The following is a 14883-nucleotide window of genomic DNA, read 5'->3' as shown; positions in this document are numbered from 1 at the left end:
GGCACCAGGATGGTCGACATGACCACCGTCGACGCCCCTCGCTTCACCGTCCACCCCTCGCCCATCGGGGAGATCGTGATCGTCACCGGCGACGCCGGCATCGTCTGGCTCCAGCCGGTGCACGGCGACCTCGAGGGTGAACTCGCGCTGCTTGCGCGGCTGCTGCACGCCGCGCCCGTGCCGGAGGAATCCCCGGCGGCGGCGGAGGCGGCGACGCAGCTCGACGAGTACTTCGAGGGCCGTCGGCGGGAGTTCGACCTCGAGTTGGACTGGTCCCTCGTGCGCGGCGGGTTCGCCGGCGCCGCCCTCGCGGCCGTGTGCGAGATCCCGTACGGCGAGACGGCCGGCTACGGCGAGGTCGCGATCGCCGCCGGCAGCCCGCGTGCCGCACGGGCGGTCGGCACCGCGTGCGCGACCACCCCGTTCTCGGTGGTCGTGCCCGTCCATCGCGTCGTGCGCGCCGACGGATCTCTCGGCGAGTACGGCGGCAGACCCGAGGTCAAGCGCTTCCTCATCGACCTCGAGCAGGGCGCGGGCGAGTAGGCCGCCCGCGCGAGCGCGCGGCCCGGGACTCCCCCCGTCCCGGGCCGCGCGCGATCGATCGGCCGCCTCAGTGGCTGGATGCCTTCTCCGCACCGAATCCGGTGAGGGAGCGCACCTCCATCTCGGCCGCCTTCTCGGGGTCCTCCTTCGTGCGGGAGGTCACCGACCCCAGCCAGCCGAGGAAGAAGCCGAGCGGGATCGAGACGATGCCCGGGTTGTTCAGCGGCCAGATCGCGGTGCCGACGTCCTTGAACACGCTCGTGGGCGTGCCCCAGAATACCGGCGAGAGCACGATCAGGATGATCGCCGCGGCGAGGCCGCCGTACATGCTCCACACCGCTCCGCGCGTGGTGAAGCCGCGCCAGAACAGCGAGTACAGGATCGTCGGCAGGTTGGCCGAGGCGGCCACCGCGAACGCGAGAGCCACGAGGAACGCCACATTCTGCCCCTGCACCCCGATACCGCCGATGATGGCGAGGATGCCGATCACGATCACCGTGCGGCGGGCGACCTTGACCTCGCCGTCCGGCGGCACGTCCCCCTTCCTCACGACGTTCGCGTAGATGTCGTGGGCGAACGACGCCGCCGCGGTGATGGTGAGACCGGCCACGACCGCGAGGATCGTCGCGAACGCCACCGCCGAGATGAACCCGAGCAGCAGCGGCCCGCCCAGGTGGAGTGCGAGCAGCGGCGCGGCCGAGTTGACCCCGCCGGGCGCGGCCTTGATGGCCTCCGCCCCCACGAGCGCACCCGCGCCGTAGCCGAGCACAAGGGTGAGCAGGTAGAACAGGCCGATGAGCCAGATCGCCCACACGACCGAACGGCGGGCCTCCTTGGCCGTGGGCACCGTGTAGAAGCGCATGAGCACGTGGGGAAGACCCGCCGTTCCCAGCACGAGCGCGATCGCCAGCGAGATGAAGTCCCACGGGTTGGCGCCGTACTGCATGCCCGGCCCGAGGATGTCGCTGGTGCCGGCGGTCTCGACGGCGCTCTCCAGCAGCGCGTTGAGGCTGAACCCGTTGAGCGCGAGCACCCACACCGTCATGACGAGCGCGCCGCCGATGAGCAGGAACGCCTTCACGATCTGCACCCAGGTGGTGCCCTTCATGCCGCCGATGAGCACGTACACGATCATCAGCACGCCGACGACGGCCACCACGATCGACTGCCCGAGCTGCTCGGTGATCCCCAGCAGCAGCGAGACCAGGCCGCCGGCGCCCGCCATCTGCGCGAGCAGGTAGAAGAAGCACACGGCGAGGGTGGTGATGGCGGCCGCCATGCGGACAGGCCCCTGCTTGAGCCGGAACGAGAGCACATCGGCCATCGTGAACTTGCCGGTGTTGCGCATCAGCTCCGCCACCAGCAGGAGGGCGACCAGCCAGGCGACGAGGAACCCGATCGAGTACAGGAAGCCGTCGTAGCCGTTGATCGCGATCGCCCCGCAGATGCCGAGGAACGATGCGGCGGACAGATAGTCGCCCGAGATCGCGAAGCCGTTCTGCGGCCCCGTGAACGAGCGGCCGGCCGCGTAGTAGTCGGCGGCGGTCTTGTTGTTGCGGCTCGCGCGGATGACGATGAACAGGGTCACCGCCACGAACGCGCCGAAGATCGAGATGTTCAGCACGGGGTTGTTCTCCACCGTCTGCACGGCGGCCTCCACCGTTGCGAAGATGTCGCTCATGCGGCCACCTCCGCCTTCTGCTCGAGGTCGGTGCGGATCTCCTCGGCGATCGGGTCGAGGGTGCGGTTCGCGAACCAGACATAGGTCATCGTGATCGCGAAGGTGGTGACGAACTGGCCGAGCCCCAGCAGCAGGCCGATCGTGATGTCACCCCACACGCGCTGGGCCATGAACTCCGGCGCGAACGACGAGAGCAGCACGTACGCGAAATACCAGACGAGGAACGCGATCGCCATCGGGAAGACGAATCCCCGCTGGCGCCGCTTGAGCTCTCGGAACCGAGGCGACTCCTCGACCTCGACGTAGTCGATGCCGTCCCGTGGGACGGCATCTTCACGGGCTTGGGACATGTGGCCTCCTTGCGACATGGGTGGGGCGCAGCGTTGCGCCGGGGGTGCACTCCGGGCGGCCGGTCGGCCCACCCCGAGTGGTAGGGTCGACGCTACGAAAAGCGGCGATGTGGCCGTCACCCCCGGAAGTAGGTAGTGCGTGGACGCAGCGGCGGGCATCGATTCCGACGCGCGCATCGTCGCCCAGGCGGTCGCCGATCTCGTACGACGCACCCGCTTCCCCCTCGCCTTCGGCGGGCTCGAGAAGGATGCCGCGATCCACGTGACCTCGGTCGCCGGCGCACGCACGCGCAACCTCGAGGGGCTCGTGGTGCACGCCCAGCGGGGACTGGGCGGGCGCGCCCTCGTCGAGAACCGCCCGCGCCTCGCACTGGACTACCGCTCGTCGCGCAGCATCACGCACGACTACGACCGGGCGGTGCTCGGCGAAGGCATCGCCACGCTGTTCGCCGTGCCGGTGATGGTCTCGGGCCGAGCGCGCGGAATGCTCTACTGCGGCTCGTGGGCGCAGACCCCCGTCGGCGACGTCGTCGCCCGCCCGGCGTTCGCGGTGGCCGAGGAGCTGGCCACTGAACTGCGCGTGCGCGACGAGGTGCAGCGGCGTCTGGCGCGGATGCCGGTGCCGGTCGATGCGCCGGCCATGGCACCCTCGGTGCGCGAAGAGCTGCGCGAGAGCTACGCCGAGCTGCGGCGCATCGGCGCGGCCATCGCCGACGACGACGTGAAGGCGCGGCTCGCCAGCCTCGAGCAGAAGCTCGCGGCGCTCTCGCGCAGCGACACCGAGGAGCCGGTCGCCGCCGACGTGAAGCTCTCGCCGCGAGAGACCGACGTGCTCGCGTGCGCGGCGCTGGGGGCGACCAACGCGGAGATCGCGCAGACGCTGGCGCTGCGCGAGGGCACGGTCAAGTCCTATCTGCAGGCCGCGATGGCCAAGCTCGACGCTTCGACCCGGCACGCCGCGGTGGCGAAGGCGCGCCGCGCCGGCATCCTCCCCTGACCGGCGACGATCCATAGGGGGCGCATAGGCTCCGGCGACCGCGGTACTAACTGCGGTGCGTAGTCATGGAGCATGCCGCTTCGTCATCGCACACGCAACACGCTCATCGTCTCCGGCCTCGTCGTCGCCCTCTCCGCCGGCGGCGCCGCGGCCTGGGCGGCCGACCGCTACCTCGTGGAGCACGTCGAGATCTCCGACGTCTCCGCGTACGAGGCGGAGATCTCCGCCTCCGACGCGTCGAGCGCCGAGGCCGATTCGGGCGCCACCGCGGCCGATCAGGGCGACTCCGCCTCCGCGAGCGCCGCCGTCACGACCGACACCGGCTACACCGAGGGCGAGACCTCGATCGAGCTGTCGACGGTCACCACCGGCAGCGGATCGGAGACGGTGACGTACTACGTCGCCGACGTGGTCCTCGGCGATGCCACCGACCTTCGCAGCGCCTTCGCGAAGGATCAGTTCGGGGAGAACATCACCGAGCTCACCAGCCAGATCGCCGCCGACAACGGCGCGGTGTTCGCGATCAACGGCGACTACTACGGCTTCCGCGACACCGGCATCGTGATCCGCAACGGCGTCGTCTACCGTGACGACGGCGCACGTGACGGGCTGGTCTTCTACGCCGACGGCACCGTCGCGGTGTACGACGAGACGCAGACGAGCGCCGACGAGCTGCTCGCCGACGGCGCGTGGAACACGCTGAGCTTCGGACCGGCGATCGTCGAGGAGGGCACGGCCGTCGACGGCATCGAAGACGTCGAGATCGACACCAACTTCGGGAATCACTCCATCCAGGGCGACCAGCCGCGCACCGCCGTCGGCGTGATCGACGAGAACCACCTGGTCTTCGTCGTCGTCGACGGCCGCCAGACCGGCTACAGCGAGGGCGTGACCCTCACCGAGCTCGCCGACATCATGATCGACCTCGGGGCCACGACCGCCTACAACCTCGACGGCGGAGGCTCCTCGACGATGTACTTCGACGGCGAGGTGGTCAACAGCCCCTCCAACGGCGGCGAGCGCGGCACCAGCGACATCCTCTACATCGCGGGGTGACCGACCGTGATCGTGCTCATCCCCGCCTACGAGCCCGGCGCGCGCCTGGTGGCGCTCGTCGCCGCGCTGACGGCGGCCGACCCCGACGTGGAGATCGTCGTGGTCGACGACGGCAGCGGATCCGCCTTCGCGTCGGTGTTCGATGCCGCCGCCGGCGCGGGCGCCGTCGTGCTGCGCCATGACGCCAACGGCGGCAAGGGCGCGGCCCTGAAAATCGGCTTCGCCTACGCGCTCGCCGCGCACCCGGGTGAAGGTGTCGTCACCGCCGACGCGGACGGCCAGCACACCGCGGCCGACATCCTCCGGGTTGCCGACGAGCTGCGCGAGGATGCCGCGACGGGTGCGCCGACGCTGATCCTCGGATGCCGGGGGTTCACCGGCACCGTGCCGCTGCGCAGCCGCGCCGGCAACGCCGTCTCGCGCGGTCTGTTCCGGGTTGCCGCGGGGTGGACGCTGAGCGACACGCAGACGGGGCTGCGCGGCATCCCCTCCCCTCACCTGGCGTGGATGCTGCAGGTTCCCGGCGACCGGTTCGAGTACGAGCAGAACATGCTGCTGCGCTGCCGAGGCGCCGGGATCCGGACACGCGAGGTGCCGATCGAGACGGTGTACCTCGAGGACAATGCGTCCAGCCACTTCCGCCCGCTCATCGACTCGGCGCGCGTGGTGCTGCCGGTCGTGCTGTTCGCCGGCTCGTCGATGCTCGCCTTCCTCATCGACACGCTCGTGCTGCTGGCCCTCACCGCGCTGACCGGCTCCCTGGTCTGGTCGATCGTGGTGGCACGCCTCGTGAGCGCCTCGGCGAACTTCGCCGTCAACCGGCGCGTGGTCTTCCGCCGGCACGGCCGGGGCGCCGCCGGACAGGCGGTGCGCTACGGCCTGCTGGCGGTGGCTCTGCTGGCGTCGAACATCGTATGGATGCAGGCCCTCACCGAGGTCGGCGTTCCCCTCGTGGTCGCGAAGATCGCGACCGAGCTCGTGCTGTTCGTGACGAGCTACGGGGTGCAGCGCACCTTCGTGTTCCGTGCCGGCGCCAGCGCTTCCGAACGGCCTTCGGAATTCGGAGACCAGGCAGACGCGCGTCATAGGAACCGCATAGGGAGCCCGACTCGAATGGAATCACACCCCATCACGACCGGGAGGACCCCATGACCGTCAGCGCCCTCGCGCTCATCGCGATCGACCTGATCGCGGCCCTCATTCTGAGCCTCGGCCTCTACTACCGCCGCCACCACCGCCGCGACCTCGTCGTCGCCTTCCTGGGCGTCAACGTCGGCGTGATGGCCGTCGCCGCCGTGCTCGGCACGGCCGAGGTCGCACTGGGTCTGGGCCTGGGTCTGTTCGGTGTGCTCTCGATCATCCGGCTGCGCTCGTCGGAGATCTCCCAGCGAGAGGTGGCCTATTACTTCGCCGCGCTCGCGATCGGACTCATGGCGGGCCTCCCCCACACCGACCCGTGGCCGGTCGCCGGACTCATCGCCCTCGTGCTCGTCGTGATGTGGGCCGCCGACCACCCGCGCTTCCTCTCGCGCAGCCGGCATCAGAACGTGCGCCTCGATCGCGCCATCACCGACGAGAACGAGCTGCGCGCCGAGCTCGAGGAGCGGCTGGGCGCCACCGTCACCTCGCTCACCGTGCAGGACCTCGACCTCGTCAACGACACGACGCTGGTCGACGTGCGCTTCCGCGCCGAGCGCGCGCCGGTGGCGGCATCCACCCCCGTCCGGAGCGCGCGATGACCGCCCTCGACCGGTTCGCCCCCGTCTCGCTCGACGAACTCGTCACGGAGGCGGCGCTGCTGACGCGCGTCGACCGCAAGTACGTGGTGCCGCGTGCCGAGCTCGGCGATCTGCTCGGCGATCTCGACGACGCGACCCGCGTGCTCGAGATCGACGGGGCGCGCACGTTCGCCTACGAGTCCGTGTACTTCGACACCCCCGATCTGCTGAGCTTCCGCATGGCGGCCCAGCCACGGCGGCGCCGCTTCAAGCTGCGCACCCGGAGCTACCTCGACTCGGGGTCGGCGTTCCTGGAGATCAAGACCCGCGGCGCCCGCGGGGTCACCGTGAAGGAGCGCGACCCCTACGACCCGGCGCTGACCGCGGATCTCACCGCCGAGGCGCGGCGCGAGGTCTCCGGGGCCCTCGCCGCGATCGGCGTCACCCCGGACCGGGCAGAGGAGCTGGAACCGTCGCTGGTCACCCGCTACCGCCGCGCGACCCTGCTCGCCCCCGACGGCGTGGGCCGGGCGACTGTCGACACGGACCTGGCGTGGCTGTCCCCCGCCGGCGACGGCTTCTCGATTCCCGGCATGGCCATCGTCGAGACCAAGTCCGGCGCCGCCGCTTCCGTGGTCGACCGCGCGCTCTGGCGACGCGGCCACCGGCCGGCCACCGTCAGCAAGTACGCGACCGGCATGGCCGCCATGAACCCCGACCTTCCCCGCAACCGCTGGGCGCGCCTGCTGCGCGGCCCCTTCGCCCCGACCCATCGAACCCTGGAGGCATCATGTCCCGTCGCCGCCTGACCCTGCCCCGCCGCATCGCCCTGGCCGCCGTGCCCCTCGCCCTCACCGGCGTCGTACTGGCCGGCTGCGCGGTCGCGGCCGACACCTCGTCGGCCGGCACCTCGACCACCCAGACCCAGACCGACACCTCGACCGAGGCGACGACCGAGACCGCGGTCGCCGTGGACTCCGATCTCGCAGCCGAGGCCGTGCTCGCCGCGAACGCCGACACGACGGTCGTCCGCGATGACGAATGGTCGGAGTCCGACGCCGTCGACATCGTCCTCGATGGCGACTCGGCCTCGAGCGATTCCGACGCGGTGAGCATCGACGGCACGACCGTGACGATCACCGAGGCCGGCGTCTTCCGCCTCAATGGGGATCTCGACGGCTCGGTGGTGGTCGCCGCCCCCGACAACGCCCAGGTGGTGCTGATCCTCGACGACGCGTCGATCTCGGCATCGGGCGGCTCCGCCATCGACGTGCAGACGGCCGACGACGTCGCGATCGTGCTCGCCGCCGGCACCGCCAACAGCGTCGCCGACGCCGACGCCTACGCCGACGACGCCGACGCCAACGCCGCCATCTACGCCGACACCGACCTCACGATCTCCGGCTCCGGCGCGCTCGAGGTGAGCGGAAACGGCAACGACGGCATCACGAGCACCGACGACCTCGTGATCCTCTCCGGCGAGATCACCGTGGACGCCGTCGACGACGGTCTGCGCGGCAAGGACTCGCTCGTCATCGAGGGGGGAACCGTGACGGTGGATGCCGGCGGCGACGCGCTCAAGAGCGACCAGGATTCTGACGCGACCCAGGGCTTCGTCGCCATCGAGGGCGGCGAGATCTCGCTGACCAGCGGTGACGACGCCATCGCCGCAGCCACCGACGCCGTCGTCACCGGCGGCACGATCTCGATCGTCGCCGGTGAGGGCCAGTCCTCGGATGCCGGCGCCAAGGGCATCGCCGCGGGAGCGGTCATCGCCCTCGACGGAGGCGAGGTCACCATCTCGTCGTCCGACGACGCGGTCCACTCCGACGGCTCGGTCGGCATCGGCGGTGCCACCCTTGCCATCTCGACCGGAGACGACGGCGTGCACGCCGAGCAGGTGCTCGAGATCCGCGGCGGCACCGTCGAGATCGCACAGTCGTATGAGGGCCTCGAGGCGACCGATGTCGCGATCTCGGGCGGCACCGTCAGCGTCATCGCGAGCGATGACGGCATCAACGCCGCGGGCGCCGCCGCGGGCGGCGAGGCCGACAGCGGCGAAACGCTCGTCATCGCCGGCGGCACCGTGACGGTGACCGCGGGAGGGGACGGCCTCGATTCGAACGGATCGATCACCCTCAGCGGCGGCACGTTCGCCCTGGTGGGTCCGGCCAACGGCGGTGAGAACACCGTCGACGCGAACGGCACGATCGCCGTCGACGGCGTGGCGGTCGCGACCGTGAGCGCGAGCGGATCGGCCGGCTCGACCGTGGTCATCACGAACGCGGCGGGCGACGTGGTCGCCTCGATCGAGGCGGGCTCATCGTTCAGCGGCGTCGTGTACGGCGGCGCCGACGTCACCGAGGGCGAGACCTACACCGTGACCGTCGACGGCGGCAGCGCGGTCAGCGCCACCGCGTCGACCACCGTGCAGAGCGCCATGGGAGGACCCGGCGGAGGAATGGGCGGGGGCCCCGGCGGCCGGCGCCCCTGAGCCTCGCAAGCAGCCCGCAGCGAACAGAATATCGACGCGAATTGTCGCGGGAGATCCAATATCGATCTCCCGCGACTTTTCCGCGTATTGTGACGAACATGGCTCGCAGAATCGTGCATCAGCTCGTCGACGATATCGACGGTTCCGTCCTCGAAGTCGGAGAGGGGGAGAGTGTGCTCTTCTCCCTCGACGGCGTCGCCTATGAGATCGACCTCAGTGACGCGAATGCCGCGGAGCTGCGTGATTCCTTCGCGCGGTGGACCGCCGCCGCGCGGACCGTCTCGTCATCGCGCGCTGCCGCGGCCGCGGCATCCTCCGGTCGCAAGCGCCGCCGCCCCGGCCAGCAGGACTACTCCGGCATCCGGGATTGGGCGAAGGAGAACGGCTACAAGGTCTCCGACCGCGGCCGGGTTCCGGCATCCGTCATCGAGGCATACGAAGCGGCGCACTGACCTCTCCCCCTTCGAAATTCGGCGATTCGACGGAACCTCCGAATTCGGTGGGAATGGGGATGAAATGCCGCACTCCGGTTGCATGTCGGCGCGGTTCTCGGAATCGTGGCCCGTCCGCAGTCCGCAACCGAAGGAGAAAGCAATGCTCACCCTGACCCAGACCGCGGCAGAGGCCGTCAAGAACATCGTGGCCCGCGTCCCGCAGGCCGAGGACGGTGGCGTGCGCATCCGCGACACCGGACCGTCGAGCGGCTTCGAACTCAGCGTCGCCCCGACGCCCGAGCCCGAGGACACGGTGGTCGTCACCGACGGTGCGCGCGTCTTCCTCGACGTCCCGGCCGCCGCGGCGCTCGACGACCGCGTGCTCGACGCCGAACTCGCTCAGGACGGCTCGGTGAAGTTCGCGCTCACCGGCAAGGGCTGAGCGCCCCCGCACCGAGATCTCCGGGTCCCCGTCGACTCCGACGGGGGCCCGGATCGGTTTCGGCGCGATGTCGACGGCTGGGTAGACTCGGACAGCCAGCCTCTGTAGCTCAATGGAAGAGCAGTTGCGTCCTAAGCAAACGGTTGGGGGTTCGAGTCCCTCCAGGGGCACGTCATCTTCTGCTCCCGCCCGGAATCCCTCGGGCGGGCTCCGTCTCGACGCGAGCTGCACGCCGGTCGCCGGTCGCCGACGGGGCCGTCGAGGGCGTACCGTCCGACCATGGACACACGGAGACAGGCGATCGTCGTCCCACCGGCGCACCCCGCCGCAGTACGAGCGGCGATCGGGCCGGGAGCGGTCGGGTGAGGGTCGCGATGCTCGGGCCCATCGCCTGGCGGACACCTCCGAAGGCCTACGGGCCGTGGGAGCGCGTCACAAGCCTGCTCACTGAGGGGCTGGTGCACCGTGGAGTGGATGTGACCCTGTTCGCGACCGCCGACTCCATCACCGACGGCGACCTCGATGCGGTGGCTCCGCACGGCTACGCGGAGGATCCGTCGATGGATGGCCGGGTGTGGGAGGCGCTGCACGTCGCGCGCGCCCTAGCGCGCTCGGGCGAATTCGACATCGTGCACAACCAGCTGGACTGGCTGCCGCTCGCGTTCGGGGCCCACTGCGACGCGCCGATGGTGACGACCATCCATGGATTCTCCGGCCCCGCGATCCTTCCCGCGTACCTCGCCTCGGCCTCGGCGTTCGTCTCCATCTCCGACGCTGATCGCTCCCCCGGCCTCGAGTACCTCGCGACGATCCACCACGGGATCGACCCGGGCGAGCTGCCGTACGTGCCCGAGCCCGACGACCACCTCGTGTCGTTCGGCCGCATCCATCCCGACAAGGGCACCGCGGCGGCCATCACGATCGCGCGGCGCGCGGGGCGCCGCCTCGTGATCTGCGGACTCGTCCAGGACGAGGACTACTTCCGCGACCAGGTGGAGCCCCACATCGACGGGGACCGCGTCGTCTTCCTCGGCGCCGTCGGGGCCGAAGAGCGAGCCCGCGTGCTCGGCCACGCCGCCGCTCTGCTCCACCCGATCGAGTTCGACGAGCCGTTCGGGCTCTCGGTCGTGGAATCGATGATGTGCGGCACCCCGGCTCTCGCATACCGCCGGGGGTCGATGGCGGAGGTCATCGACGAGGGCGTGACCGGCCGCACGGTGACCTCGATCGACGAGGCCGTGTCGGCCCTCCCCGCCGTCACCGGGCTGGACCGGGGCGACGTCCACGATCGCGCCGTCGCACGATTCGGCGTGGAGCGCATGGTCGATCAGTACCTGGCCGTCTACGAGACCGTGCTGGCGCGCTGATCCCGGGCCGACGCACAGGTGGCAGGTGTAGCGTGCGACCACAGCGTCCGGGCAGAGACCCGGGCGTGGACCGGACCGTGGCGATGGAGGCGCGGTTCCACGAGGGATGCCGCCGGCAGACGTCTCGCCATGGTCCGCCGCGAATCCGCTGCGGGCATCACCAGAGAGACGTCACCGTGACCCACTACGGATTCCTCAGTACCTTTCCGCCGACCCGCTGCGGCCTGGCGACCTTCACGCAGTCCCTCGCCGACGCCCTCGTGCGCGGCGACGACGAGCACGGCACGATCGTGCGGGTGCTCGATGAGCCCGCCGACCGCAGCCCGCACGACACCCGCGCGCGGTCGACGGTGCGCACCGACCTCATCGCGGGCGACCGGCTGAGCACGATGCGGGCGATCATGGCGCTCAACGCGTGCGACGTCGCGATCGTTCAGCACGAGTACGGGATCTACGGCGGACACGACGGAGATCAGGTGCTCGAGGTGCTCTCCGCGGTGGACACCCCCACCATCGTCGTGCTCCACACCGTGCTCGTGACACCCACGCGTCACCAGCGGGAAGTGCTCGAAGACGTGTGTCGACTGGCCTCCCTCGTCGTCGTCATGACGACGCACGCCCGCGACAACCTCGCCGCGGTCTACGCGGTCGATCTCACTCGCGTCCGCGTCATCCCGCATGGTGTGAACCATGTGGGGCTGCGCGAATCGCAGCCCCACAGCGGCCGCCGCGTCGTGACGTGGGGGCTTCTCTCGCCGGGCAAGGGCATCGAATGGGGCATTCGCGCTGTCGCGCAGCTCGCGGACATGACGCCTCGCGTCGAGTACGTCGTCGCCGGGCAGACACATCCCAAGGTGCTCGCGCACGCGGGCGAGGGCTACCGCACCATGCTCACCGATCTCGCCGACGAGTTGGACGTCGGCTCGGCCCTTCGCATCGACGGGCGCTACCTCGACGCGCCGCAGCTGGCCGCTCTCATCGCCTCCGCGGATGCCGTGCTGCTGCCGTACGACTCGGTCGACCAGGCGACCTCGGGCGTCCTCGCCGAGGCGGTCGCGGCCGGCGTTCCCGTGGTCGCCACGGCATTCCCCCACGCCGTCGAGCTGCTGTCGACCGGAGCCGGAACGGTCGTCCCGCACCACGACCCCGACAGCATCGCCGGGGCGCTTCGCGAGATCTTCGACGGCTCCTCAGTGGCCGATCGCATGCGTGAGGCAGCGCTGCGCGAGACGAACGGGACGACATGGTCCGCAGTCGCCGACCGCTACCGCGTGCTCACCGCCGAGCTCGTCGCGGCGCAGGCAGCATGAAGGGCACAGCCGGTCCGCAGAATCCGTCACCGTCGTATGGGCACCTCAGCGCACTGACCGACCACAACGGCATCTTCGAGCACGCTCACCTCGACGCACCGCGCCGCGAGCACGGCTACTGCGTCGATGACGTCGCCCGGGCGCTGATCGTGGTGGCGCGTGAACCGCAGCAGACCGTCGGGCTCCGAGAGCTCGCCGTCATCTATCTGCGCTTCCTCGAATCGGCCGTGCGACCCGACGGGCTCGCGCACAATCGCATGAGCGCCGCCGGCGACTGGTCCGACGCGCCCGCGATGGGCGACTGGTGGGGACGGCTGCTGTGGGCGCTCGGCACCATCGCCGCGCAGCGGGGCGATCCCTGGACCCGCGCTCGCGCGCTGCGCTCGTTCCGGATCGCCGCCCGCGCGCGGTCGACGAGCCTGCGCACTCTGGCCTTCGCAGCACTCGGCGCCGCTCAGGTCGTGCGCGTAAGAGCAGACGACCACATCGCCCGCACTCTGCTCCGCGAGTTCGTGGCCGCGGTGCCCGTGCCCGCGGATCCGACCTGGTTCTGGCCCGAGCGCCGTCTCGCCTACGGGAACGCCTCCATCGCGGAAGCCCTGATCGCCGCGGGGCATGCCCTCGGTGATGCCGATGCCACGCAGCGGGGTGTGAGCATGCTGCGCTTCCTGCTCTCGGTCGAGATGTCGGACGGCATGTTCTCCGTGACGGGAACGGGAGGGCGGGGGCCGGGCGAGAGCGGACCCTCGTTCGATCAGCAGCCCATCGAACTCGCCGCGCTCGCCGACGCGTGCGCCACCGCCTACGCGTTGACCGACGATCCCGCCTGGCTCCCCCCGATCGGCCTCGCCTGGCGTTGGTTCACCGGGCTCAACGACAGCGACACGGTCATGTTCGATGATCGCACCGGCGCCGGCTTCGACGGGCTCGAACGGGCCGGCCGGAACGAGAACCGCGGGGCCGAGTCGACGCTGGCGGCACTGAGCACGTACCAGCAGGCGGCCCGGCACGGTGAGTCGAGCCGGCCATGACCGCCCGATTGCACGCGGCGGAGCTGACAGCGCAGCCGGATCGGGTGATCGCGCAGCTGTTCCTTCCCGGCGAGGAGTGGTCCGCGCACCACTCGCGCGCCGCCGAGATCGTCGCGCGCGTGCTGGCGATCCCCGCCGACCGAGTCGCTGTGCTCGCAGCGGAGTTGACGCGCGACTTCGGCGCGCGGCATCCGCGCGTCGACGAGCTGTTCCTCGACAACGCCGATGTCGTGAGCTCACGTCTGGCCGACCCGGTCGATGTCAGCCTCGAGCGACGACGGGTGCTCGGCGCCGGCTTCACGTCGGAATACGCCGTCGAGGGGGCGGCTCTGTGCAACCCGAGTGCGGTCGAGCACCCCGACCAGTCGGGACTTCTGCCCGGGCAGGTGCGCGTCGCGATCGCCCTCCGCGCCATCGGAGAGGGCCACCGCTCCTCGATCGAGTTCGCCGAGGCGACCATCGGTCCGGGACGGTGCTGGACCTTCGCGGAGCGGACCCTGCCGCTCTGGCGAGCGACCATCGAGGAAGGCGACTGGAGCGCCGTGCACTTCCGTGCCGCGCTGGAGGACGAGGGCATCGTCAACGAGATCTCGCACAGCGTGCTGCGTGACCTCCCGGAGCGGTTCACCGCGTCGGATATCGAGACGTCGGTGGCCGCCTTGCCGAGTGCGCTGGCGCGGCGGGCCGACAGCTTCGGTCATATCGAGGAGCTGCGCCAGCTGGCGAACTCCGCCTATCGCGCCGTGTTCGCCCCCGAGACCGCCCTCAGCCAGCGGGTGCTCACGCCGGTGGCTGCCGAGGAGCGGCACGGGATGGAGGATGCGCGATTCGTGCGATTCACCGACCTCGCCGGCGCGGTCCACTACCGCGGGACCTACACCGCGTATGACGGGCGCGACATCGCGCCGCGGCTGATCGTCACCCCGGATCTGCGCGGGTTCGACATCCATCGACTGACCGGCGATGCCGCTCAGGACAAGGGGATGGCACTCTTTCCGCGGCCCGTGGACGGCAGGTACCTCGCGCTGAGCCGGACCGGCGGTGAGAGCATCTCGCTGGCCGAGTCGCAGGACGGCGTGATCTGGCACCAGGCCGGGATCATCCATGCCCCCGTGGAACCCTGGGAGATCGTCCAGACCGGCAACTGCGGCCCGCCGCTGGAGACGCCGCACGGCTGGATCGTCCTCGTCCATGGCGTAGGCCCGATGCGCCGTTACTCCCTCGGAGCGCTGCTCCTCGATCTCCACGACCCCACGATCGTGCGCGGGCGGACGGCCACGCCGATCCTGCAGCCGGTCGACGATCGTCGCGACGGCTACGTCCCGAACGTCGTGTACTCGTGCGGCGGGCTCATCGTGGACGACGTGATCTGGATCCCGATCGGCATCGGGGACTCGCGGATCGGGGTATGCTCCATCGGCGTCGACGACCTGCTGGCGCAGCTGGCGCCATAGGCCTGC

Annotated in this window: 15 protein-coding genes and 1 tRNA gene; 14 read left to right on the top strand and 2 right to left on the bottom strand. The window is 70.6% G+C overall.

What is annotated here, in order from left to right; genetic code table 11:
* The first annotated feature begins 18 nt into the window (after positions 1-18).
* The gene (locus HQM25_RS05425; RefSeq protein ID WP_172989318.1) at positions 19-543 is read left to right on the top strand and encodes a methylated-DNA--[protein]-cysteine S-methyltransferase; all 525 of its coding nucleotides are present in this window, start codon (positions 19-21) and stop codon (positions 541-543) included.
* Positions 544-610: 67 nt separating this feature from the next.
* Here HQM25_RS05425 and HQM25_RS05420 read toward each other — a convergent pair whose 3' ends face one another.
* The gene (locus HQM25_RS05420) at positions 611-2224 is read right to left on the bottom strand and encodes a solute symporter family protein (RefSeq protein ID WP_172989317.1); all 1614 of its coding nucleotides are present in this window, start codon (positions 2222-2224) and stop codon (positions 611-613) included.
* The gene (locus HQM25_RS05415) at positions 2221-2574 is read right to left on the bottom strand and encodes a DUF485 domain-containing protein (protein WP_172989316.1); all 354 of its coding nucleotides are present in this window, start codon (positions 2572-2574) and stop codon (positions 2221-2223) included. Before HQM25_RS05415 ends, HQM25_RS05420 begins: the two co-directional genes overlap by 4 nt.
* 139 nt (positions 2575-2713) lie before the next feature.
* Here HQM25_RS05415 and HQM25_RS05410 point away from each other — a divergent pair, with 139 nt between their 5' ends.
* From HQM25_RS05410 to HQM25_RS05350, 13 genes are all read left to right on the top strand, one after another.
* Complete coding sequence (locus tag HQM25_RS05410) at positions 2714-3571, top strand: helix-turn-helix transcriptional regulator (RefSeq protein ID WP_172989315.1); 858 nt, start codon at positions 2714-2716, stop codon at positions 3569-3571.
* A 72-nt stretch (positions 3572-3643) separates the two neighbouring features.
* On the top strand, positions 3644-4627 hold the full coding sequence (locus tag HQM25_RS05405) for a phosphodiester glycosidase family protein (RefSeq protein WP_172989314.1): 984 nt from the start codon (positions 3644-3646) through the stop codon (positions 4625-4627).
* A gap of 6 nt (positions 4628-4633) precedes the next feature.
* Positions 4634-5779 carry a bifunctional glycosyltransferase family 2/GtrA family protein gene (locus tag HQM25_RS05400; RefSeq protein WP_172989313.1) on the top strand — a complete coding sequence of 382 codons (1146 nt, stop codon included), beginning with the start codon at positions 4634-4636 and terminating at the stop codon, positions 5777-5779.
* Positions 5776-6366, top strand: a complete 591-nt coding sequence (locus HQM25_RS05395; RefSeq protein WP_172989312.1) for a DUF4956 domain-containing protein — start codon at positions 5776-5778, stop codon at positions 6364-6366. The genes HQM25_RS05400 and HQM25_RS05395 overlap by 4 nt, the downstream gene beginning before the upstream one ends.
* The gene (locus HQM25_RS05390) at positions 6363-7154 is read left to right on the top strand and encodes a polyphosphate polymerase domain-containing protein (protein ID WP_172989311.1); all 792 of its coding nucleotides are present in this window, start codon (positions 6363-6365) and stop codon (positions 7152-7154) included. The genes HQM25_RS05395 and HQM25_RS05390 overlap by 4 nt, the downstream gene beginning before the upstream one ends.
* Positions 7136-8839, top strand: coding sequence for a carbohydrate-binding domain-containing protein (locus tag HQM25_RS05385; protein WP_172989310.1), 1704 nt, complete (start codon positions 7136-7138; stop codon positions 8837-8839). The genes HQM25_RS05390 and HQM25_RS05385 overlap by 19 nt, the downstream gene beginning before the upstream one ends.
* A 98-nt stretch (positions 8840-8937) precedes the next feature.
* A complete protein-coding gene (locus HQM25_RS05380) occupies positions 8938-9291 on the top strand; it encodes a histone-like nucleoid-structuring protein Lsr2 (RefSeq protein ID WP_172989309.1) in 354 nt (117 codons plus the stop codon).
* A 142-nt stretch (positions 9292-9433) separates the two neighbouring features.
* A complete protein-coding gene (locus tag HQM25_RS05375; protein WP_172989308.1) occupies positions 9434-9715 on the top strand; it encodes a Fe-S cluster assembly protein HesB in 282 nt (93 codons plus the stop codon).
* Between the two features lie 98 nt (positions 9716-9813).
* A tRNA-Arg gene (locus HQM25_RS05370) sits at positions 9814-9885 on the top strand.
* Positions 9886-10089: 204 nt separating this feature from the next.
* Positions 10090-11082: a glycosyltransferase family 4 protein gene (locus HQM25_RS05365; protein ID WP_254359558.1), complete on the top strand. Its 993-nt coding sequence runs from the start codon at positions 10090-10092 to the stop codon at positions 11080-11082.
* A gap of 176 nt (positions 11083-11258) precedes the next feature.
* Positions 11259-12392, top strand: coding sequence for a glycosyltransferase (locus tag HQM25_RS05360; protein WP_217275197.1), 1134 nt, complete (start codon positions 11259-11261; stop codon positions 12390-12392).
* Positions 12389-13423 carry a glycosyltransferase gene (locus tag HQM25_RS05355; protein WP_172989306.1) on the top strand — a complete coding sequence of 345 codons (1035 nt, stop codon included), beginning with the start codon at positions 12389-12391 and terminating at the stop codon, positions 13421-13423. Before HQM25_RS05360 ends, HQM25_RS05355 begins: the two co-directional genes overlap by 4 nt.
* Positions 13420-14877, top strand: a complete 1458-nt coding sequence (locus tag HQM25_RS05350; RefSeq protein WP_172989305.1) for a glycosylase — start codon at positions 13420-13422, stop codon at positions 14875-14877. Before HQM25_RS05355 ends, HQM25_RS05350 begins: the two co-directional genes overlap by 4 nt.
* Positions 14878-14883 lie beyond the last annotated feature (6 nt).

The sequence above is a fragment of the Microbacterium hominis genome (genome assembly GCF_013282805.1).
GTDB classification, from domain to species: Bacteria; Actinomycetota; Actinomycetes; order Actinomycetales; family Microbacteriaceae; genus Microbacterium; species Microbacterium hominis_B.
This window is presented reverse-complemented; position numbering and strand designations above follow the sequence as displayed.